Annotated in this window: 17 protein-coding genes and 4 pseudogenes; 9 read left to right on the forward strand and 12 right to left on the reverse strand. The window is 68.4% G+C overall.

Annotated features, from left to right (window positions below; genetic code table 11):
• The 5 genes and pseudogenes from QR77_RS34330 to QR77_RS34350 all read left to right on the forward strand — a co-directional run.
• A pseudogene (locus QR77_RS34330) lies at positions 1-472 on the forward strand (hypothetical protein); the annotation flags it as partial.
• Between the two features lie 219 nt (positions 473-691).
• On the forward strand, positions 692-1534 hold the full coding sequence (locus tag QR77_RS34335) for a nitrilase-related carbon-nitrogen hydrolase (RefSeq protein ID WP_040025932.1): 843 nt from the start codon (positions 692-694) through the stop codon (positions 1532-1534).
• A 38-nt stretch (positions 1535-1572) separates the two neighbouring features.
• Entirely contained in the window at positions 1573-2877 is a 1305-nt protein-coding gene (locus QR77_RS34340; RefSeq protein ID WP_040029133.1) for an aspartate aminotransferase family protein, read from the forward strand.
• A gap of 71 nt (positions 2878-2948) precedes the next feature.
• Positions 2949-4355 carry a dihydropyrimidinase gene (hydA, locus tag QR77_RS34345; protein ID WP_040025933.1) on the forward strand — a complete coding sequence of 469 codons (1407 nt, stop codon included), beginning with the start codon at positions 2949-2951 and terminating at the stop codon, positions 4353-4355.
• A gap of 142 nt (positions 4356-4497) precedes the next feature.
• Positions 4498-4815, forward strand: a complete 318-nt coding sequence (locus QR77_RS34350) for an ankyrin repeat domain-containing protein (protein WP_040029134.1) — start codon at positions 4498-4500, stop codon at positions 4813-4815.
• Here the strand turns inward: QR77_RS34350 and QR77_RS44320 are convergent.
• From QR77_RS44320 to QR77_RS34360, 4 genes and pseudogenes are all read right to left on the reverse strand, one after another.
• Positions 4805-5254: pseudogene (locus QR77_RS44320) on the reverse strand (transposase); the annotation flags it as partial. The gene QR77_RS34350 and the pseudogene QR77_RS44320 overlap by 11 nt on opposite strands.
• Positions 5254-5376, reverse strand: a pseudogene (locus QR77_RS49465) (NADP-dependent oxidoreductase); the annotation flags it as partial. The pseudogenes QR77_RS49465 and QR77_RS44320, both read right to left, overlap by 1 nt.
• A gap of 120 nt (positions 5377-5496) precedes the next feature.
• Positions 5497-6594 (reverse strand): Gfo/Idh/MocA family oxidoreductase, encoded by a 1098-nt coding sequence (locus tag QR77_RS34355; protein ID WP_078877494.1) that lies wholly within the window; start codon positions 6592-6594, stop codon positions 5497-5499.
• Between the two features lie 145 nt (positions 6595-6739).
• Entirely contained in the window at positions 6740-7324 is a 585-nt protein-coding gene (locus QR77_RS34360) for a TetR/AcrR family transcriptional regulator (RefSeq protein WP_040025934.1), read from the reverse strand.
• A gap of 287 nt (positions 7325-7611) precedes the next feature.
• Here QR77_RS34360 and QR77_RS46140 point away from each other — a divergent pair, with 287 nt between their 5' ends.
• Positions 7612-7941, forward strand: a complete 330-nt coding sequence (locus QR77_RS46140; RefSeq protein ID WP_150130478.1) for a hypothetical protein — start codon at positions 7612-7614, stop codon at positions 7939-7941.
• An 80-nt stretch (positions 7942-8021) separates the two neighbouring features.
• On the opposite strand, the gene QR77_RS34365 is transcribed toward QR77_RS46140, so the two are convergent.
• The 6 genes and pseudogenes from QR77_RS34365 to QR77_RS34395 form a co-directional block, all read right to left on the reverse strand.
• The gene (locus tag QR77_RS34365; protein WP_040025935.1) at positions 8022-8807 is read right to left on the reverse strand and encodes an IclR family transcriptional regulator; all 786 of its coding nucleotides are present in this window, start codon (positions 8805-8807) and stop codon (positions 8022-8024) included.
• 269 nt (positions 8808-9076) lie between these two features.
• Positions 9077-9895 (reverse strand): IclR family transcriptional regulator, encoded by an 819-nt coding sequence (locus QR77_RS34370; protein ID WP_052489263.1) that lies wholly within the window; start codon positions 9893-9895, stop codon positions 9077-9079.
• A gap of 115 nt (positions 9896-10010) precedes the next feature.
• Positions 10011-10246 (reverse strand): annotated as a pseudogene (locus tag QR77_RS49470) (IS5/IS1182 family transposase); the annotation flags it as partial.
• A gap of 202 nt (positions 10247-10448) precedes the next feature.
• Positions 10449-11615, reverse strand: a complete 1167-nt coding sequence (locus QR77_RS34380; RefSeq protein WP_078877496.1) for an aminotransferase class V-fold PLP-dependent enzyme — start codon at positions 11613-11615, stop codon at positions 10449-10451.
• Positions 11612-11995: a RidA family protein gene (locus QR77_RS34385; RefSeq protein ID WP_040029138.1), complete on the reverse strand. Its 384-nt coding sequence runs from the start codon at positions 11993-11995 to the stop codon at positions 11612-11614. The genes QR77_RS34380 and QR77_RS34385 overlap by 4 nt, the downstream gene beginning before the upstream one ends.
• 959 nt (positions 11996-12954) lie before the next feature.
• Complete coding sequence (locus QR77_RS34395; RefSeq protein ID WP_078877500.1) at positions 12955-13944, reverse strand: SDR family NAD(P)-dependent oxidoreductase; 990 nt, start codon at positions 13942-13944, stop codon at positions 12955-12957.
• 778 nt (positions 13945-14722) lie between these two features.
• Between QR77_RS34395 and QR77_RS34400 the strand changes: the two genes are divergently transcribed.
• The 3 genes from QR77_RS34400 (at position 14723) to QR77_RS34410 (ending at position 17843) form a co-directional block, all read left to right on the forward strand.
• Positions 14723-15556, forward strand: coding sequence for an alpha/beta hydrolase (locus QR77_RS34400; RefSeq protein WP_040025938.1), 834 nt, complete (start codon positions 14723-14725; stop codon positions 15554-15556).
• Between the two features lie 143 nt (positions 15557-15699).
• The gene (locus QR77_RS34405) at positions 15700-16563 is read left to right on the forward strand and encodes an alpha/beta hydrolase (RefSeq protein ID WP_040025939.1); all 864 of its coding nucleotides are present in this window, start codon (positions 15700-15702) and stop codon (positions 16561-16563) included.
• A 443-nt stretch (positions 16564-17006) separates the two neighbouring features.
• Positions 17007-17843 (forward strand): alpha/beta hydrolase, encoded by an 837-nt coding sequence (locus QR77_RS34410; protein WP_040025940.1) that lies wholly within the window; start codon positions 17007-17009, stop codon positions 17841-17843.
• Between the two features lie 315 nt (positions 17844-18158).
• Here the strand turns inward: QR77_RS34410 and QR77_RS34415 are convergent, their stop codons facing one another.
• Together QR77_RS34415 and QR77_RS34420 are read right to left on the reverse strand one after the other, a co-directional pair.
• The gene (locus QR77_RS34415; protein ID WP_052489265.1) at positions 18159-18638 is read right to left on the reverse strand and encodes a hypothetical protein; all 480 of its coding nucleotides are present in this window, start codon (positions 18636-18638) and stop codon (positions 18159-18161) included.
• Between the two features lie 65 nt (positions 18639-18703).
• Positions 18704-21487 carry a LuxR family transcriptional regulator gene (locus QR77_RS34420; protein ID WP_052489266.1) on the reverse strand — a complete coding sequence of 928 codons (2784 nt, stop codon included), beginning with the start codon at positions 21485-21487 and terminating at the stop codon, positions 18704-18706.
• Positions 21488-21504 lie beyond the last annotated feature (17 nt).

Consider the following 21504-nt stretch of genomic DNA (forward strand, 5'->3'; position numbering starts at 1 on the left):
CCGCAGCGGTGAGGCACATGTCGTACTCTGCGAGGCCGCAGGCCGGCCGCCCGGCCAACTCCCGCTGCTCGCCGGGGAACTGCACCGCGCCGGGCTCGGCGCCGACTGGGCCGAGCTGCTCTGGGAAGCCTCCTCGCTGCCGCCCGCTCCGCTCGCCGCCGCAGCGGGCGCACTGGCCGGGGCCGGCCGCGACGGCGACTGCGCGCAGCTACTGCGGCAGGGGGCTTCCCGGCCGGCGGAGGAGATCGCGGACGCCGTTCTCGCGCTCGGCGAGGTGGGCAGGGCGCCGGAGGCGCAGGCGCTGCTCAGCGCCTTCGTACAGTCCCGTACGCCCGAGGACGCGGCGCTCATCGCCGCGCCGGACCCGCGCCGCCTCGTCCCGCAGCTCCTCGACGCGGCGCGCGCGGTCTCGTCCGCCCGCGAACGCGACCTCGTCCACGCGCTGCGGATCGCCGGCATCCCGGCCGCCTGACGGGGTCCCTGCCCCCACCCTTGACCGCTTCCGTAACCGTCCCCGACCGATGTGGACCGCTCGGGTGTGAAACTTGATCGACTCAGCGGGTTAATGACGATGGTCTTGCCCCTGCCTGTGCAGGGGCTTACGTTCTCCTCTACGCGCATCTACGTGCGTAGAAGCCCCGGCCGGCAGCCGGCCGACGCCGAACGGACGCATCCGCCGAAGGAGCAGCTCGTGGCCCACGTCGTACGCGCCGCACTCGTCCAGGCGACCTGGACCGGTGACACCGAATCCATGATCGCCAAGCATGAGGAGCACGCCCGCGAGGCGGCCCGGCAGGGCGCGAAGATCATCGGATTCCAAGAGGTCTTCAACGCCCCCTACTTCTGTCAGGTCCAGGAGCCCGAGCACTACCGGTGGGCCGAGTCCGTCCCCGACGGGCCGACCGTCACCCGGATGCGGGAGCTGGCCAGGGAGACCGGGATGGTCATCGTCGTACCGGTCTTCGAGGTCGAACAGTCGGGCTTCTACTACAACACCGCCGCCGTGATCGACGCCGACGGCTCGTACCTCGGGATGTACCGCAAGCACCACATCCCGCAGCTCAAGGGCTTCTGGGAGAAGTACTACTTCAAACCAGGCAACGCCGGCTGGCCCGTCTTCGACACCGCGGTCGGCAAGGTCGGCGTCTACATCTGCTACGACCGGCACTTCCCCGAAGGCTGGCGCCAACTCGGCCTGAACGGCGCCCAGATCGTCTACAACCCGTCCGCCACCTCGCGCGGTCTCTCCTCCCACCTCTGGCAGTTGGAACAGCCGGCGGCCGCCGTCGCCAACGAGTACTTCATCGCGGCGATCAACCGCGTCGGCCGGGAGGTGTACGGCGACAACGACTTCTACGGGACGAGCTACTTCGTGGACCCGCGCGGTCAGTTCGTCGGCGACACCGCGAGCGACAAGACGGAGGAACTGCTCGTACGCGACCTCGATCTCGACCTGATCGAAGAGGTACGGCAGCAGTGGGCGTTCTACCGTGACCGCAGGCCCGACGCGTACGAGGGACTGGTGCAGCCGTGACCCAGCAGGACGCCCGCACTCCGGCGACTTCCGCGACCGTGTTCACCCCCGGCGTTCCCGCGCCGACCGACCTTCACGAGCGCCACCGCGCCGTCCTCCCGGACTGGCTGGCGCTCTACTACAAGCAGCCCATCGAGATCACCCATGGCGAGGGCCGCCACGTCTGGGACGCCGAGGGCAACCGCTACCTCGACTTCTTCGGCGGCATCCTCACCACCATGACCGCGCACGCCCTCCCCGAGGTCACCAAAGCGGTGAGCGAGCAGGCGGCGCGGATCATCCACTCCTCGACGCTCTACCTCAACCGCCCCATGGTCGAGCTGGCCGAGCGGATCGCCCACCTGTCCAAAATCCCGGACGCCCGGGTCTTCTTCACCACGTCGGGCACCGAGGCCAACGACACCGCGCTGATGCTGGCGACCGCCTACCGGGGGTCCAACCAGATCCTGGCGATGCGCAACAGCTACCACGGCAGGTCGTTCTCCACCGTCTCCATCACCGGCAACCGGGGCTGGTCGCCGACCGGTCTCTCGCCGCTCCAGACGCTGTACGTGCACGGCGGCGTTCGCACCCGTGGACCGTACGCGCACCTGAGCGACGCCGAGTTCATCGAGGCGTGCGTCGCCGACCTGGAGGACCTGCTCGGACACACCCGGGCGCCGGCCGCGCTGATCGCCGAACCGGTGCAGGGCGTCGGCGGGTTCACCCTGCCGCCCGACGGGCTGTACGCCGCGTTCCGCGAAGTCCTCGACCGGCACGGCATCTTGTGGATCAGCGACGAGGTGCAGACGGGCTGGGGCCGTACCGGCGACCACTTCTGGGGCTGGGAGGCCCACGCGGCGAGCGGTCCGCCCGACATCCTCACCTTCGCCAAGGGCATCGGCAACGGCATGTCCATCGGCGGTGTCGTCGCCCGCGCCGACATCATGAACTGCCTTGACTCCAACTCCATTTCGACCTTCGGCGGCAGCCCTGTCACCATGGCGGCCGGCCTGGCGAACCTCTCGTACCTGCTGGAGCACGATCTCCAGGGCAACGCCCGCCGTGTCGGCGGACTGCTGATCGAGCGGCTGCGGGCGATCGGCGTCACCGTCGACGCCGTACGCGAGGTGCGCGGCCGGGGGCTGATGATCGGCTTGGAGCTGGCGAAACCCGGCACGGACGAGGCGTCCCCCGAGCTGGCTGCGGCCGTCCTCGAAGCGGCGCGCGAAGGCGGCCTGTTGATCGGCAAGGGCGGCGGCCACAACACCAGCGTCCTGCGCATCGCGCCGCCCCTCACCCTGACCGTCGCCGAGGCGGAAGAGGGCGCCGCGATCCTCGAACGGGCCCTGCGCAGCGTCTAGTCGGTCTTCCCGGCAGGGCCGGGCCGGTCGCCGCCGGCCCGGCCGTACGTACGAAAGGGAGCGTCACCACCATGAGCAGCACCCGCACCCTGATCCGCGGCGGACTCGTGATCACCGCCTCCGACGAGATCCACGCCGATGTCCTCATCGACGGCAGCCGGATCGTCGCCCTCGCGGCGCACGGATCCGACGTGGCGGCGGGCTGGAGCGCCGACCGTACGATCGACGCCACCGGCAAGTACGTCATCCCGGGCGGGGTCGACGGCCACACCCACATGGAGATGCCGTTCGGCGGCACCTACGCCTCCGACACCTTCGAGACCGGTACGAGGGCCGCCGCCTGGGGCGGCACGACGACCATCGTGGACTTCGCCATCCAGTCCCCGGGGAAGTCGCTGCGCGAAGGGCTCGACGCCTGGCACGAGAAGGCCGACGGCAACTGCGCGGTCGACTACGGCTTCCACATGATCCTCGCCGACGTCAACGAGCAGTCCCTGAAGGAGATGGACCTCCTCGTCCAGGAGGGCGTCACCTCGTTCAAGCTCTTCATGGCGTATCCCGGGGTCTTCTACAGCGACGACGGCCAGATCCTGCGGGCCATGCAGCGCGCCTCCGGCAACGGCGGGCTGATCATGATGCACGCGGAGAACGGCATCGCGATCGATGTCCTCGTCGAACAGGCCCTGGCCGAGGGCCGTACCGATCCGCGCCACCACGGAGAGGTACGCAAGGCCCTGCTGGAGGCCGAGGCCACCCACCGGGCGATCCAGCTCGCACGCGTCGCCGAGGCGCCGCTGTACGTGGTGCACGTGTCGGCGGAGGAAGCCCTCGCCGAACTGGCGGCGGCGCGTGACAAGGGGCTGCCGGTCTTCGGCGAGACCTGCCCGCAGTATCTCTTCCTCTCCACCGACAATCTCGCCGAGCCGGACTTCGAGGGTTCCAAGTACGTCTGCTCGACGCCGCTCCGGCCGAAGGAACACCAGGCCGCCCTCTGGCGCGGGCTGCGCACCAACGACCTCCAGGTGGTCTCCACCGACCACTGTCCGTTCTGCTTCACGGGCCAGAAGGAGCTGGGGCGGGGCGACTTCTCGAAGATCCCCAACGGGCTGCCGGGGGTGGAGAACCGGATGGACCTGCTCCATCAGGCCGTTGTCGACGGCCACATCACCCGCCGCCGCTGGATCGAGATCGCCTGCGCCACCCCGGCCCGGATGTTCGGCCTGTATCCGAAGAAGGGGACGATCGCACCGGGGGCGGACGCCGACATCGTCATCTACGATCCGCATGCCGAGCAGATCATCTCCGCCGAAACACACCACATGAACGTCGACTACTCGGCCTACGAGGGCAAGCGCGTGACGGGCCGGGTGGAGACGGTGCTCTCCCGAGGCGTTCCGGTGATCGACACCCGCCACTACGTAGGTCACGCGGGCCAGGGAGTCTACTTGCCGCGGGGAGTTTGTCAGTATGCGAACTGACAGATCCGCTTGGCTAGTAAGGGGAAATGCCTGGCTGAGCAAGGGCAGTAGCCGTCCTGTGCCTTAGAAGCCGTCTCATTTGGTGATCGAAGGAACATGAAGTCGCTGCTGGGAGTCGGTGTGCGGGCGGTTGAATGACGTCGTGAGTGACTACTGGACGCCGGCCCACGACGCGGTCGAGCACGATGATGTGGAGTCCTTGGCCCGGCTGCTGGCCAGGGGAGCGGACCCGGACGAGGTCTTCGGAAACATGACGCTGTTGACGCACGCGATCGATATGGAGGGGGACGGAGCCCTGCAAACCGGGCAGCCGTTGACTGTGCACACCACGGCGGTGCTGCTGGCCTTCGGCGCGGATCCACAGCTCGCGGATCCCGATGGGCAAACCCCTATGGACCTGGCCGAGCACTATGGCCACGACTTGGCCATGGGGCTACTGCAGCGGCACTTCAGCAAGTGAGTCCGCGGTAGCAGATGAGGGTGCGGGCGATGCTGGTGAAGGCGAGGAAGTGCTCGGCTTTTCGCTCGTGGCGGCGGTGCGGTCGGCGGCATCCGGCGAGCCAGGACATCGTGCGTTCTATGGTCCAACGGTGGCGGCCCAGGCGGGTCGAGGACTCGACGCGCTTACGGGCGATGCGGAGACTGATGCCGCGCCCGGAAAGCCATCGCCGCAGGTAATCGTCGTCGTACCCCTTGCCTGCGTGGGGCTTTCCCGGTCTGCGCCGTCGGCGTCCGCGCCGGGAGCGGATCGGCGGTATGCCCTGCACCAGCCTGACCTTCGTCCACTCGGCAAAGCGCCGGTGCGCGGTCGCCCCCGACAGGCCGAATGAAGCGGACGGCAACCGCTGCCACGTGCAGCCCGACGTGGCCACGAACACGATCGCAGCCAGCACCTCCCGGGGTTGACGGCCGCAGCCCGTACACGGATGCGCACCTCACCTTCCCCCGCGTGCGGTGTGGGCCGCTCCAGGATCCGCAGCACCTCGGGGCCGCCGTACCGCAGAAGTCCTACTGTCCTCATAGGAGGATCCCGCTCAGGGTTCAAGGGCGCTCGGCAGTCGTTCACGCCGGGCGCCCGTAGGTCAGGTGGTCGAGAATCCGCAGGGCCTTGATCGGCCGGGGGCCGGCCGGCCCGCAGGAGTCAGTTCACCGTCTGGGTGTTGCCGGTCGCCGCGGCGCGTTCGATCGCGTCGATGAGGCGGTGCCGGGCCAGGGCGTGTTCGAAGTCGGGCACCGTGTGCGTATCTTCGGCCAGGTCCCTGGCCAGCGCGGCGTAGAGCCGGGCGACGTTCGCGCCGGCGGTGCCCCGCAGTTCGGCCGGGATGTCCTCAGTGTGCGAGGCGGGGAGGTCAAGTGGCTTGACGGTGCTGTCCGTTCCCCGCCCGCCGGCGAGGTCGAGCTGAGCGACCTGCATGTTGCCCCAGGTGGAGGTCAGTACCAGGTCGCCCTGCGAACCGTTGATCTCCCAGCGGAAGTTGTCGCCGCGCGACGCGCCGCCGCGGTAGAAGACGGACGCGGCGGCGCCGCCGTGGAGCGTGCCGATCACGGCGACCTGGTCGGCGACGGTGACCGGGACGGTCCGCCCGCTTCCGGCGACCGTGGCCTCCGTGCGGCCGACGGCCAGGTTGGCCGCCACCGTGTCGAACTCGCCCAGGACGAAGTGCAGCGGGTCCAGGGCGTGAAGCGTGGGAGAGGTCAGCGGGGTGGCGCCGTTGGCGTTGTCGTACCAGTAGACCTGGCTCTCGGCCGCCTCCGCGCCCCACGCCATGCCGGAGCCGGTCATCGTGGTTCCGAGGACCTTGCCCACGTAGCCATCGCGGACCAGGTCGCGGGCCAGGCGCACCTCGGGGGCGTACCGTCCCTGCAACCCGACCACGGTACGGACGTGCGCGGCCCTGGCCAGCTCTGCGAGCTTCTCGGCCTCGGCCCGCCCGTTCGCCAGCGGCCACTCGCTGTAGACCGTCTTCCCCGCAGCGAGCGCCGCCGCGATGATGTCGAGGTGTTCGGTGACCTTCACGGACACCACGACCACGTCGACGCCCGGGTGCGCGATGAGTTCCTGGTGATGGTCGTAGGCGGGCACACCGTGTTGCAGTGAGGCGGCCTGCGCTGAGCTGTGCCGCGAGGTACTCACCGCCCGTAGTTCGAAGTCGGGGGACGCGGCGAGCGCCGGAAGGTGCGCCAGGGACGCCCATCCGCTCGTGCTGCCACCGACGACGCCGACACCGATCGTCTTCATGATGATCCTTTCAAGGATTTATCTTGAGCATTCGTTCCATAATGAGGCCATGCGAAGCGGCACCGCGAGGAGCCGATGAAGCGAGGTCCTACGGCATGGGCCCGAGCCGGTGAGAAAACGGCCCCGGAAGTCGTCGGCCGGCCTCTCAGGCGAGGCAGGTCAGTGCGACCTCGGCGGAGCGCATCAGCGTGGCGCGGTCGGGGCTGATCGCCGCCATCACCCTCAGGCCCTGGAGGTTGGTCACCAGGAATCCGGCGAGATCGGAGGCGTCGCGGTCGGCCGGGACCTGGCCGCGCGTCTGCCCCTCGGCGATCACATCGAACAGCGCGAGTTCCAGCGCCTGCGTGGTCGACCGGAGCCGGGCCGCAACCCGGTCGTCGTCCCGGGCCCGTTCCATCGCCGCCGCCACGATCAGGCAGGCCCGGCGCCGGCCATCCCTGGCGATCTCGTCCACGGCGGCGACGAAGACCCCCCGGACCACCTCCCGCGCATCGCCATGGGTGGAGCGCAGCAGGTCGGTCAGGGGCATGGCGTACTGCTGCCGGTACAGGTCGAGCGCCGCGAGATACAGGCCCTCCTTGCTCCCGAACGCCGCATAGATCGACCCACTCCCCAAGCCGGTGGCCTCGGCGAGGTCCCGCATCGAGGTGCCTTCGAACCCCGTACGGCGAAACGCCTCCATCGCCGCCGCGACGGCGGCGTCGGTGTCGAACTCTCGGGTGCGTGCCATATCCCCACCGTACCCATATCTGGAACGATCGACAAATTATTGAGGCGCATCACACTCCGTGGGCGACCGCGTCCTTGACGAGCCATTGCCGCGGAGCCGACGGGGCGGTTGCCGGCGTGGCAGTGGTCATCCGACTGGTGCGGCTGACGGTTCCCGGGAAGAGAATGGGGGAGACGGGACGAAGGCGGGAGGTTGTCTCCGCGAGCTGTCACCTGTGCGCACGCAGCGGGAATGCCTCCCCCGCCTCTCCCCTCCGGCCCATGCGAGCAATAAGGGAGATCCCAAACATGTCCCATCCGCAGGAAATCAGTTACGAAGCCACCCGTTTGAACATTCCTCTGCCAGGATCGTTCGAAGATGCTGTGTGGCGTTATGAGAGTCTCGTCCCGCCCCTGAATGACTCGGAGATCAAGAGCCTTTCCGAGTCGCGAGCACCTTGGAATTCCTATGTGGAGCAGGCCGAGCGGAACGCCCCGCGGTTCGTGATCGACAAGCCCAGCTCGCACTTCGACAGTTACCGTAGGCGGGAGATCGCACAAGTCGGCTCAGAACTCGACCAGAAGGTTGCATGCCTGATCGCGTTGATGGGTGCCCCGGTACCAGTAAGTCTTCGGTGAAGCCGGCATCGTTCGCGCTGTTGCCGACGGGGAGGCGCACCGTCGTCTATGAGATCTGCCGCTGTGGGCTCACTCGGCGCTCACTCGGTCATCGGCCGGGTGGTCGCGTTCGCGGATTCCGCCCTGAGGGTTCCGCTGATCTTTCTGGCCGCTGCGCGAACGGATGGTGCAACTGCACGAAACGATTGCGTTCCCGCCCGGAAACAGATCGACACAGCCGCCACCACGGTGTCGTCCGGCCCGTATATCGGGGCGCCCACACAGTGCACATCCGCCGCCATCATCCTGTCACTGTTGGAGTGGCCGTCCCGGCGGACGGCGGCCAGGATGGAACGGAGCCGTCCGGGGTCAGTCACGGTTTCTTCGGTGTACCGGGCCAACGGGTTGCTCAGGTATTCCTCCCGCACGTCGAAGGGGGCGTGCGCAAGCAGGACCAACCCCGCACCCGTGGCGAATGTGCCGAACCGGCCGCCCGTCCGGCCGACGGCCTGGGGGGCGTTGGGCGCACTGAGACGCTCCAAGATGACGACGTCCGTGTGATTCCGGACGGAAAGGTGAATGTGCTGCTGTTTCGACACGTCGTACAGGTCCTGGAGAACCGGCAGAGCCACATCCCGAATGCCGTGTCCGCGGGGCGCGAGGGTAGCCACTTCCCACAGGCGCAGACCCACTCGGTACCGCCGGTCGCGGCCACGCTCAAGTGCTCCCCACTCGACGAGTTCGCCGACACGACGATGGACCGTGGGCAATGAAAGCCCCGTGCGCTGCGACAACTCTGTCAGCGTCAGCGCGGGCTCTTCGTGGGAAAATGCTCCGAGCAAAGCCAGGACTTTGTCGGTCACCGACACGCGGTCCTCGTCGGACATCTTCTCCGCCCCTTCGCTGCATGGTTGCGCGCTGCATGGTCACGCTCTTTTTCGCATGTACTCTGTGCCCTCGAAAGAGAAAGCAGTTCCGATGATCAACGGGAATATTGGCGGCATACCCCGTAGTTCATCATTATATCATCGCGACTTTGCTGTCGGTGAGTGATTTTCGCGCAGTGATTTGGCGTCAGCACGGACAGCGCATTCTTCCGAAGGGCGGGTGGACCGCCTTTGAGATTTCCCGCACTCGCAACACGATACTGAAGCCGTCAGTGGACCGGCGGCGCCTCAATGCTCAGGCGGCCGCTGCGCACCATGCCTGTGGCCAGTTCGGCGGCAGCGCGGACAGGGGTAATCAGACGCACGGGGAGCGAGGACCCGCGGGGAATCGAAACCGAGACGGTGAAGGCCCCCGCCGGGATCTGCCCTGCGAAGAACGGGGCCGAGACACAGGCCACGCCCTCGGTGAACTCCTCCTGGTCCAACGCGTAGCCCCGCCTGCGGACCAGGGCCAGGTCGGCGGTGAGTGCCGCGAAGTCGGTGATCGTGTGCGGAGTCAGCCGCTCCAGTGACCGGCTGGAGAGAATCGCCTCTAGCTGGTCGTCCGGCAGGCAGGCAAGGACGGCCTTGCAGGAAGCCCTGGCGTGCATGTGCGCGGCGTAGCCCACGTCGAGACCTGTGACGTCGTCGGTGGGAGCGTCGGCCACGTAGTGCTGAAGCCGCAGTACGCCGTGATGCCAGCCGGAGAGATACGAGGTCTCACGTGTGCGGGCGTGCAACTGGGCCAGGATCGCCACCAGTTCGGGGGCGGGTCCGGAACGCCGTTGGAGGTGGCGGCTGAGGGACGACGCGCGGGGGCCTACGTCGTAGCGGCCACCGGGCAGCCGCACGATGTATCCGCCCGCGCGCAGGGTGCGCAACAAGTGGTAGCAGGTGCCGATCTTCAGGTCCAGTCGGCGGGAGAGGGCTTTGGCCGTTGCCGTGCCGTCAGAGGCTGCGACGGCTTCGAGCAGTGCGAGTCCGCGTTCCAGGGTGTGCAGGACGGTGGCGCTCGGCGTACGGGCCCCGGCCGCGATGTTTTCGAGCATGAGGGCCTTCCGGCCGTAGGGGGTCCTGTTCTTGTCATCGACACCTTCTGGTTCTAGACGCATTCTGCACCAGGAGGACAAGCATCTTTTCAACTATATGAACACCTGGGTGCAGGGCGCGCTGATGGGCGCGGTCGGCAAGGTGGGGGACACCCTGTCGCTCGCAGATGCGGATGATCGGGTTCCGGGCAGCGGTCAGATCATGAGGGCGCGGCCGGGCAAAGCTGACGGGATCCACAGCATCTCGCCGGCAAGGTCGATCACTTGGACGTTCACTCCGTGCCGACGGTGCCTGGGTGAGTAGTCGCCGCGGCTGTCGCCGAGGCGGTTGCGTTCGGCGAGGGTGCCATTTGGGCCCTGTTTCCCGGATCTTCGCGGGCCCGGACGCCTGGTACGGCACCTCGCCGCCTTGTCGGAGTCGTCCACGTACGTCCAGTACGAGGACGATCCCCCCGCCTGGCGGTGCTCCCCCGTGGCCTGACGGCACGGGAGGGACCCCGTCCACCGGACGGCCCCGAGCTCCTCCACGAAGACCCGGGAAACAGAACCTAGGTCAGGCCGCCGCCGCCGAGCGCAGGGCGGCGAGGGCGGTCGCGACGTCGGAGTCGTCATTGAAGTAGTGGAAGCCGACCCTCAGGCGATCTGGCAGGACACTGGCCCGCACGCCGGCCGCCGTGAACTCCCGCGCCAGCCGAGTCGCAGAACTGTGCCGCACAACTGCCACGTGACTCGGTTCACCCGGCGCCGGCACGGGGTGTCCCAGTGCACGGGCGGCCTCCGTGAACACGGCGGCGAGGCGCAGGCAGTGCCGTTCGACGCTCGCTGGATCCAGGCACGCGTGCACGCGCAGCGCTTCCCGTGCTCCCAGCCACGGCAGCCAGGCGGCAGGGGTGTCGCAACGGGCGGCCGTCGCCTGGAGGTGCAGGCGGCCGCCGAAATATCCGTACTCGGCGTCCGAGTGCCAGCTCGGCAGCAGCGGCGCGAGCCGGTGCACCTGATCGGGCCGCACCACCAGCCAGGCCGCACCTCGGGGGCACAGCATCCACTTGTAGCCGTGTACCGCCACGTAGTCCGGCCGCAAGGCAGCGAAGTCGAGCCGCAGAACACCCTGCGACTGGCTGGCGTCGACGAACAGCCTCGCTCCGTACTCGTCGGTCGCTGCCCGCAGGGCCGGCAGGTCGGTCCGTACGCCGTTGCTGGTCAGTACCTCGCTGACCGCCAGCAACACCGTGGTGTCGTCGAGTGCCGAAACAAGATCCTCCGTACGCACAGCCCCGTCCCGGGAAGGCACCGTGACGACGTCGTAGCGCGCCGGGTCCAATGCCAGCCACGGATACAGGTTGCTGCGGAACTCCTGCTCGGGCACGACGACGCGACCCGGCGGCAGCGACGCCGCGACCGTGGCAGCGGCCTCCGCCACCGAGCCCATCAGGGCCACCGAGCCGACCCCGACGCCCAGGAAGTCGGCGATCAGGGGCCGGCAGGCGACGGAAGCCTGATCCCACGCCTTCCATTCGAACGTCCCGTCGCTCCAGGCGTCCAGCACCGAACGCAGCGCGTCCGTCACCGGCGCGGCGCCCGGAGGGCTGCCCGGGGAGTCCAACCACACCGCACCCGAGTCAAGCGCCGGGAACAGGGCCCGGAAGGCCGGTTGGTCCAGCGCGGCGGGCGCTGTCGGGGTCGACGCGGCCGCGCGGGCCTGCCGGTCGTGCGAGGTCATGAGTCACCCGGCACGACGATTACACCCTCGGTCTCCACCAGCAGGTCGTGGCGGGCCAGCGCGGTCACCACAGCCAGCGAGTGCGCCGGGTAGGACCCGTCCGGGTACCACTGGGCATAGACATCGTCCCGCGCCTCGGCCCATCCCGGCAGGCTCTCCGTTCCGGCGACGAACGTCAGCAGCTTGACCAGGTGCTCCGGGCCCGCACCCAACTCGTCAAGCAAGACACGCAAGTTGGCGAACACCAACCGCGTCTGCTCTTTCGCGTCGGCCGGGACACTGCCGTCCGGGTGCGCGCCGACCTGTCCGGAGACGAACACCAGCCGGTGTCCGGCGGGCGGTTCCGCCAGGTGGCTGTACTTGCCCACTGGGGCCGCCACGCGCGGTGGATCGGTGGCTGCGAATCCGGAGAGCCCCTGGCTATCGCCTACGTGCCGTCCGGCCAACCCGTCGGAGGCGTCCCTGCCCACAACTTCCGCCATCTCGCTGTTCTCCTCTTCCCGCAGCCGGTCCGCAGTCTCATTGCGGGTCTTGAACTGTCAACCCGCACGGCACCGGCCTGCCACGCGGACGGCGGCTGTGAGCGAGGGCCCCGCCCGGGCCACCATCCCCCGGGTTCCGGATTCTAGAGCCGGCCTTGCGGGGCACCAGGGAGAGCCACGGCTTTCCCACTATCTGAAATGCGCGGCCTCCGGGGCCCCGCACAACAGCAGTTGTTCGAGTATGTGAAGCCCAGTACCCGTCCGTGCCCGCACTGCCGTCGCCCCCCCGCTATGTTGAGGGGGACCCGCCGTGGACACCGAAGCCAGGTTGGAGAATGAGGACCGTCCGGCCGTACTTCCTCGGCGCAGGAGTGCTCGGCGCGCCTGTCTGGCAAGTGCGGGCGTCTCGCGAGAGTCGCTCCGCACCCCTCCTCAGTCATCGTGAAGGGCAGATGGACATCACCACCGAGCGGGTCCCCGAACTGATCGCGAGCCTGCGGGAGATGCTGCTGCCTGTCCACTGCTTCGAAGAGTGGGTCAACGCTTTGCAAGGCAGCGGCGACATCGTTAGGTTCCCTGCACCTACCTGTGCGACGGGCAGGAGGCCATGTACGTCGGCGCGTGCGCGGCTCTGGACCTGAAACAGGACGCCGTCGGCCACGTCGCACGCGTTCCGCGTGTCGTGACTGACCGGGGTCACTGTTTGACAAGGGTGGGCGCGGCATGAGCTTTCGATCCGGCGCCGGCCCCTACCCCGGCTGAGCGGACCGGGCCCCTCGTCCCTTGACAGCCGGATGTCGTAACGGCTGCCCCGGGTCAGCCGCCCCGGCGACCGCAACTGTCCGCCGTGGTACAGGTCATGCCCGGTCGCTGGGGCGAGCGGCAATGATCCGCGGCGGGCGGTTGCCTTTCGGGCTGTCCACCGCACTCGTGACGGCTTCGACTGCGCGCACGACATCCATTCGGGTGCCGACCTGTTGCGCGAGGGCCCCGTCGACCCTGCCGGCCAGGCCCGGGTACTGACCGTCGTACGCCCAGGCCGTCTCGCTGTCGTCCGGACGGACCAGCCCGGCGGGCCCGCCGCCGTCTGTCGCGCACGCACGCGAGACGATGGTGCACACCTCGATCCCGAACCCGGCCAGTTCCCTTGCGTAGCTCACAGCCAGGTGGTCGATCAACATGACGGCCTCGGAGTGCAGGGCCAGGTAGGAAGGCTCGTACGCACGGTCGGCTGGGGGCAGCATCCACACGAGCAGTCCGTCCCGGCGCTCTCGCATCTGCGGTAGCACGGCTCGGTTGACCCGCTGGGCGGTGAGCACGTGTGCGTCATAGATCTGCGCCAACTGGTAGGGAGTGAAACACTCGACGGGCCCACGGGGCACGGGGCCCGTGCCGTGGACAACCACATCGATCCGGCCGCACTCCGCGGTGATCTCCCTGACTGCGGCGGAGACCGAGCGCTGGTCGGCAACGTCAAGCGCGAGGGGACGCAGCCGCCGATCCGGCAGCAACGCCTGCTTCTCCAACTCCGCAAGTCCAGCAACTGGGATACCCGGGGAGGGGCCGATCCCGGCGTATGCCGTGTGGCCTGCTCCGGCCAACGCAGTCGCCGTCGCCGCACCGAGTTCGGTGGAGGCGGCGGTGACGAGAACGACCTTCCCCATCAGGCTCCTCCACGTACGGTGCGCGCGGGAGGACGAACCTCGGCAAGGCAGCGTCCGCGCCGCGGGCACCCGCCACGCCGCGGTGCGGCTCCGGCGAGCGCGTGACCTCGCGTGTTCCCCGCCGGGGCGGCTTTCGACCTCTGACTGTCCACCGTGCTTCTCATATGAGACCTGGCCCAACATGCCTTGTGTGGCGGACGGAGCGCGCTGCCCCTCCGGGGCCGTTCGTCCGGCACGGAGATGCCGGCTGGGACTCCGCCCGACAGATGCACTGTGCACCTGAACCACGTCACCACTATCTGTCCGGCTTGGATCGGCTCGCGTCAGTCAAATGACTGTGTCGGAGGCTATCTCTCTGACGTCTGCCGCCTGGCCTGCACGAAACACGGACCGGCCGGCCCCGGTCTGCCCGCTCCACAAGCGGGCGCCTATGGGTGTTACGGCCTCAGGGGGACGATTCACACGGTCCTCGAACTCCGCCTGCCGCAGGCCTGAGCACCCGCTGGGGCCGAGTCCCGCCACTTGGAGGTTGCGGCGCTCGTAAACCGCCGCCCGCCGGGACCGCCATGGCCGAGGTGGGCGAACTCCGTTCCTTTGAGGAGGGAGGCAGGCCGCAGCGCGTGGCAGGCCTCAGCCACCGCTCCGCTGTGATGTCCCGGACAAACGGCTGCCCAAGGCGCGGCGAGGAGACGGCCGATTGACAGATGCACCCCGGACAGCGGGTGGAGAAGTCTGTGCATTGCCGCTGGACACGCCGTACTGGACACGTGTCAGGGCGGCACACGGAGAGCGCCGCTCCGGCTTCGCCTGCGACGAGCAGTGGCTGTCGGGCTGCGGTCGGCTCTCCTTCGAGGACACGGCACACGATGACGGCTTCTCACTCCGTTGTTCCCGCCGTTGATCTCGTCCTGTCGAGCACGCTCCAACCGCGTTCGTAGCGGTGATGCACTTGGGAGATCTAATGGACGACACCGACACCGACACCAACAGCGGTCAGGCCGGCACGGTCGTGCTGATCCACGGCCTGTGGGTGAACCCCCGTAGCTGGGAGGGATGGAAGCACCACTACGAGTCCCGGGGTTACAAGGTGCTGGCACCTGCATGGCCCGGCCTCGACCGCGAAGTGGAGGAACTCCAGCGCGACCCCGTGGGAATCGCTGGGGTAGGGCTGGAGGAGGTGGTCGATCACTACGAGACGATCATCCGTGGTCTCGACCGGCCGCCGATCATCATGGGCCACTCGTACGGGGGCACGGTCGTACAGATCCTGCTCGATCGAGGGCTCGGCAGTGTGGGGGTCGCCATCGACTCCGCAGCAGTCAAGGGCGTACTCCCGCTGCCACTGTCCACACTGAAGTCGGCCTGGCCCGTGCTGGGCAACCCGGCCAACAGGAACAAGGCCGTCCCCCTGACGGCGGAGCAGTTCCACTATGCCGTCACCAACACCTTGAGTGAGAGCGAGTCGGCGGCCCACTATCGGCGGTACGCCGTTCCGGGTTCGGCCCGGGTGCTCTTTCAGGGGGCGTTCGCCAACTTCAACCCGAAGGCCCCCACGCGCATCAACTTCCGCAACGCCCTCAGGGCACCGCTGCTGTTCATCGCTGGAGAAGCCGACCACATCGTCCCTCCCAAGGTGAACAAGGCCAATTGGCACCTGTACCGCAAGTCGACCGCCGTCACGGACTACCAAGAGTTCCCGGGGCGTTCGCACTTCATCATCGGCCAGAAGGGCTGGCAGGAGGTCGCCGACTACGCCCTGAACTGGGCTGAGGAACACACTCACACACTCGTGTGACGGCGGGGGCCCCACCACTCCTCCGCAGCTCACCTTCCCGCGGAGCGTGCGCCTGCCGCTCTGCCCAGGACCTCCGGTCCCACCGAACGTCACGCCCGAAACACCGCACATGTGATCACCAGCAAGCATTCAAGGAGACAACCATGCACAAGCGTCCCAAGCACCGCGCCCTCCGCATCACCGCTCTGACAGTCGCCGGCCTTGCCCTCGCGGGCGGTGCGACGACCCTCGCATCGGCTGCGCCGTCCTACTTCGGAAAGTCGGCGCCGAAGCCGACCGTCGTCCTCGTCAACGGCGCCTGGTCCGGTCCGAGCAGTTGGAGCAAAGAGATCAAGTCCCTGCAGGCCGCCGGCTACCCCGTCACCGCCCCGCCCACCGCCTTGCGCAGCCTGTCCGACGACTCGGCCTACCTGGGCTCCTACCTCAAGACCATCAAGGGCCCCGTCGTCCTGGTCGGCCAGTCCTACGGCGGGTCCGTCATCACCAACGCGGCCACCGGCAACTCCAACGTCAAGGCGCTCGTCTACATCTCCGCCTTCGCCCCCGACAAGGGCGAGACCGTGCAGGGACTGACTGCGAAGTTCCCCGGCACCCGGATCACCACCGACCCCAACCCCGACGCACTTCCGACCGCTCTGAGCCCCGTGCCTTTCACGCTCGCCAACGGAACCAGCGGAGTGGACCTCTACGCCAAGGCCGACCAGTACCGCGACCTGTTCCTGAGCAACCGCCTCAGCAGCAAGGACTCGGCGGAACTCGCAGCGGAGCAGAGCCCGATCAACTCGCAGGCCCTCAGTGAGGCGTCGGGGGAGCCTGCCTGGAGGACGATCCCCTCCTGGTACCTCGTGTCCAAGGAGGACCACCTGATCCCCCCGGCGGCCGAGCGCTTCATGGCTGCTCGCGCCCACGCTCACACCGTCGTTGCCGACACCCCCCACGCCGCGCAGGTGACCGACCCTTCCACCGTCACCAGGCTCATCGAGCAGGCTGCCGACGCGACCCGCTGACACAGGGATCCTTCTCGCCGTCACCGGGCGGCCCGGGACTCGCCCGTGCTTCGTGCACCGTTCACCCGGTGGACGGCAAGGCGCCAGGCGATGTCCCGGCCGTCCGGACGTACGACGGCCAGCACCCCAAAACCACCGGGGAGCGGGCCGTTGGAGTGCAGTGTGTCCGACGACGGGGCGGGTCAGTTGAGTCGCTCCGTCCTCGGCCTTCCCCTGCGCCGTGGGGACGTTCGGCCCCTCCGCACACCCGAAGCGGGCAGCCGTGCCGCCAGCTAGATCTGCGGGCACTTGGCCGACGGCCTCGTGGCAGCAGCAGAACTCAGTTGCCACGAGGCCCTCACCACTACCGGACGCCGCTAGCCGTCGATGCCGGCCCGTCCGATCCCACACCAGGAAGCAAGTGCCGCGCCACCACGGCCGGCACACGACAGTAAGGCACCACCATGTCTGCAACGAAAGATGCCGCCACCAGGACAGTGAATGTCGGCGGGACTTCCTTCGCCTACCGCGAGGCAGGGCCCGCCGGGGGTGTTCCCCTCGTGCTCCTGCACCACGTCACCGCCGTGCTGGACGACTGGGACCCTGCGGTTGTCGACGGCCTTGCGGCCGAGCGGCACGTTATTCTGGTCGACCTTCGGGGGGTCGGCGCCTCCGGCGGCACCACACCGGACACCTTCGAGGCCATGGCGGAGGATGCCGTGGCGTTCATCGGAGCGCTCGGACTCCCCACGGTCGACCTTCTCGGGTACTCCCTGGGCGGGATTGTCGCCCAGGTGATCGCCCAGACGAACCCGGACCTCGTTCGCCGAATCGTCCTCGCGGCCACCACACCCGCGGGCGCCCAGGGGCCCGCCTCCACCGGTGCCGTGCTCCAAGCCGCCATCCAGAGGGCCACCTCCGAGGGCAAGCACCCGAAGCACTACCTGTTCTTCGAACCGACGCCCGCCGGCCAGAAGGCAGCGGACTCCTTCCTTGGCCGCCTGGACGAACGGACCGAGGACCGCGACACCCCCATGACCGACGAGACGATCGCGGCGCAGTTGACCGCACTCGCCAGTTGGGAGCAGGACACCTCGCCCACCGGGCTGAAGACGGTGAACCATCCCGTCCTGGTGGTCAACGGCGACAACGACACGATGTGGCCGACCACCGGCACACTGCAACTCGCCCAGATGCTGCCCAATGCGAGGCTGGCCATCTACCCCGACTCGGGCCATGGCGGCATCTTCCAGTACCACGAGCTGTTCGTGCGGCAGACACTGGAATTCCTCCGCGGCTAACACGCGCGTCGGCCGCCGCCGACGCTCCAGTACTCCAGCATGTGGCGCCTGACCTGTGGGTTTCACTGGGCGGCCGGAGTGTGGCGGATTAGGGAGTGGTCGAGGGGCGGTCTCACGGAGACTGCCCCTCGACTGCGACAACGTGGTCCGGTGAGGGGAGCGTCGGGAAGTGCCGGGCCTCCGTCCCGCCGCCGTTCGCCGACTGCCTGTCCGCGTTCGCCGCCGCGTCCTCCGTGCCGCCTGCGGACCGGCGCCGGGGCCGGGCGCACCACGGCTCGGGCGGTGCGGTCAGCGCGTCCCACCGGGACGCGGCAGTCAGCACTCTGTGACGTCGAGTATCCGGCGGAGTTCCGCGGCGGGAACCTGAGCGGCCGATTGCTGACGGACATCGCTCGCGTCCCCGGCTCCGTAAGGGGCGTGGCAAGCCGGCTGGCAGGGCTGGAAGCGCCACCCTTCGCCAAGCGGCCCGACATCGACGGAGTCAAAGCCCAGGCGATCCGGCAGCCAGGCGACCATCCTCTTGGCGACCTCGTCGTCGCCCGCCAGGGGAAGGGCGGTTCCGTTGTCAACGTTATGGGGTCGGGCCAGGTCCTTGAAATGCTTGTAGTCGATGTTGTCGATGGCCTTGACGACATGGGCTTCTTTGAAGTGACGCCGCACCAACTCGCTGCTCATAGTGGCCTGGGGAACCAATCCCTCGGGGGCGAGCGGCCGGGGGTGGCGGTTGGTCATGCCGATGAGCGGTTTCCCTGCCTCCGGACCGACGGGAAGCGACCAGTGCTCCTCGAACGGCATCAGTGGGACCAGTCACTCACCCGCCTCGGCTGCCTCCTCGGGGCCCCGCGGCACCCGGAAGCGGGTCATTCGCCCAACTTCGCAAGTGCGTCGCGAAGCGCTGCGCGTGACGCGATATTGAGCTTGGGGAAGATCTGATACAGGTGTGCGCCGATTGTCCTCGGCGACAGATAGAGCCGCTCGGCGATCTGCTTGTTACTCAGCCCGGACGCCGCCAGTTCCGCAATCTGCCACTCCTGCGGGGTGAGCAGATCGTTCCCCGCTGATGCTGTTCTCGGCGCCACCCATCCGGAGGCGCGTAGTTCCTTGTAGGCGCGTTCCGTCCAGGGACGAGCGCCGAGCAGAGTGAAGGCGTCGTGCGCCAGGCTCAACGGCCCTCTGCACTCCGAGTTCGCTCGGGCCCGGCGCAGCCTCTCCCCGTAGGCGAGTCGCACCCGGGCCAGGTCGAACGGCCATCGCTCGGTGCCGGGCAGCGCCAAGGCTGCTTCGAACAGTCGTACTGCCTCCTCGTCGTCATCGGCGCACAGCGCGGCCGACCCACCGGCGAGCAGAGCGAGCCGAGGAGTGAAGGCCGCTATGCACGCCTCGTGCATGGCGCGTACGTGGGTGGCCGCTTCTGTCCGGCGGTCGGTGCGGAGGGCGGCTTCGACGAGGTCCATGACCACCCACAGGGCGTGGGGGACGTGGGACGCGAAGGTACCGGGTTGGCTGATGGCCGAGGCCTGCTGAAAGGCGCTTTCGAACTCTCCGCGTCCGAGGTCCGCGAGGGTTCGTACGTGCCGGGCGTAGTGCAGTGCCGTTCCGACGCCCCGCGGTGTCGCGAAGCGGACGATCTGGTCGGTGAGGCGAGTGACGGTGTCGTCGTCCCCCCGTGAGGCGGCGACGACGGCTCGGCAGTACCAGAAATACCAGGCGAAGAACTCGTATCCGGAGTTCTCGCACAACTGCAGGCCCTCGTCCGCCAGCTCATCGCTCTCGTCCCATCTCCCGGACAGGAAGTCACCCAGGCACAGGTGCATGAGGGCGCCGAGGGTTCTGCGGGCAGGACCACCGTCCCGTCCTTGGAGAACGACCTTCCAGGAAGGCCCCCGAAGGTCCGCCAGCCGATCTGCGTAAAGCGACGCGGTTCCGATACGGACGATGCGTCCCGGGTCGCTCTCGTCGGGGAGCGCGCCGAGGATGGACTGAAGTTGCTCCAAAGCCGCTACCCCTGAACGGGCCGGATCGGAGAACGTCTTCCCGGCGACCGACAACAGTGCCGGCGGCTCAGGACGCAAGCGGGCGAGAGCTGTGTAGAAGGGACCCCAGAGCTCGGCCCGGCCGCTGTAGAAGCACAGGAGCAGCAGAAGGTGGATGGCCTCGACGAGAGCCGCGTCCTTGGCGTCGTAACGGTGGGTGCCCGACTCGATGGCGCCCACCAGCAGGCGGTGAGCGGTGTCGATGTCGCCGCCACCGTTGATGATCAGGTAGACGGCCGCAGCAGCGGAGTGCAACGAGTCCATGAGGCCCGGGTCGGCCTGGCGAGCGTTTTCGAGCAGATCCGACACGCTCCGCAAATCCCCGGTCGCTTCGGCCCCGATATAGGCGGCCTCGGCGAGTCTGCGGGCCCGATCCGGGGCGCGGGGGCTCAGATCGGCGCTCCGTACCAGGGCCGCCACCGCCCCGACGGCGTCACCGCGTGCGGTGATGAGGCGCGCGGCCTGTTCGAGGAGGGAGGCCACCTCCTCGTCCGGTTCGACGCAGGCCTCGCCCAGATGCCAGGCGCGGCGCTCGGGCTGCTCCAACAGCACGTCGGCCAGCGCGCGATGGGCGGAGCGGCGCTCCGCGGTCGTGCTGGCCACCACCACCGCGGAGCTGATCAAGGGGTGGCGGAAGACGAGACGCCGGGAGCCTTCCTCGAAGTGCACCAGCCGGTCTTGCTCGGCGGGTGCCAGAGCCTCAAGAGCGCCATCCTGGCCGACCTGCCGTGCTGCAGCCTGGAGAAGGCCCAGGTCACCGGTCCCGTCAAGAGTCGCGAGCAGCAGAAGGTGCCTCGCCGGATCCGGAAGGGCGGAGACCCGCGAGACGAAGAGCGCCTGTAGCCGGTCGCTGAGGGGTAGCACGGCCGGCAGATCCGCCAACGCGATGCGTTGCTTCCCGCTCAGCGCTGTCGGCAACTCGAGCAAGGCCAGCGGGTTCCCCTCAGCCACCGTCAGCAGTCGCTCTCGCACCCGCTCGGCGAGGTGGGGGGAGCTTGCGTCGAGCAACTGCCTCGACGACTTCCGGTCCAGCGGGGGGACTTCGTACTCCCGAAGCCCGATGCGGCTGAAAAAGGTGTCGCTTCCTGAGCGCATGGCTCCGAGAAAACCCACTCGGCTGCTGTCCAGCCTGCGGGCGACGAAACCCAGGACAGCAGCGCTGGCTCGGTCCAACCATGGCAGGTCGTCGATGACGAGGAGCAGCCGGTCGGCCGAGGCGATCTGACGCAGAAGCATCAAGGTCGCACTGGAGACGACGAGTTGATCCGGTGCTGGACCACTGCCGAAGCCCAGTGCGACGCGCAGGGCCTCACAGTGGATGCTGTCCAGAGCGCCGAACGACTCGGACAGGGGAAAAAGGAGCTGATTCAGCCCGGAGTAGCTCACGTCGGCTTCGAATTCGACTCCCTGGGCGCGCAGGACCCGTGTCCCTGTCGACGACACAACGGTCGCGGTGGCATCGAGCAGGGCTGTCTTTCCCACTCCCGCCTCTCCCGACAGCACGAGAGCCCCACCGCGAGAGGTGGAGGCGACGAAATCGCAGATACGCCTGACTTCCTGCGTGCGCCCCACCAGGGCGGCGCGCACGTCGTCCTCGAACAGGTCCGCCACCGGTCATGCTCCAGTCA

The sequence above is a fragment of the Streptomyces sp. 150FB genome, assembly GCF_000818195.1.
In the GTDB taxonomy this organism is placed as follows: Bacteria; Actinomycetota; Actinomycetes; order Streptomycetales; family Streptomycetaceae; genus Streptomyces.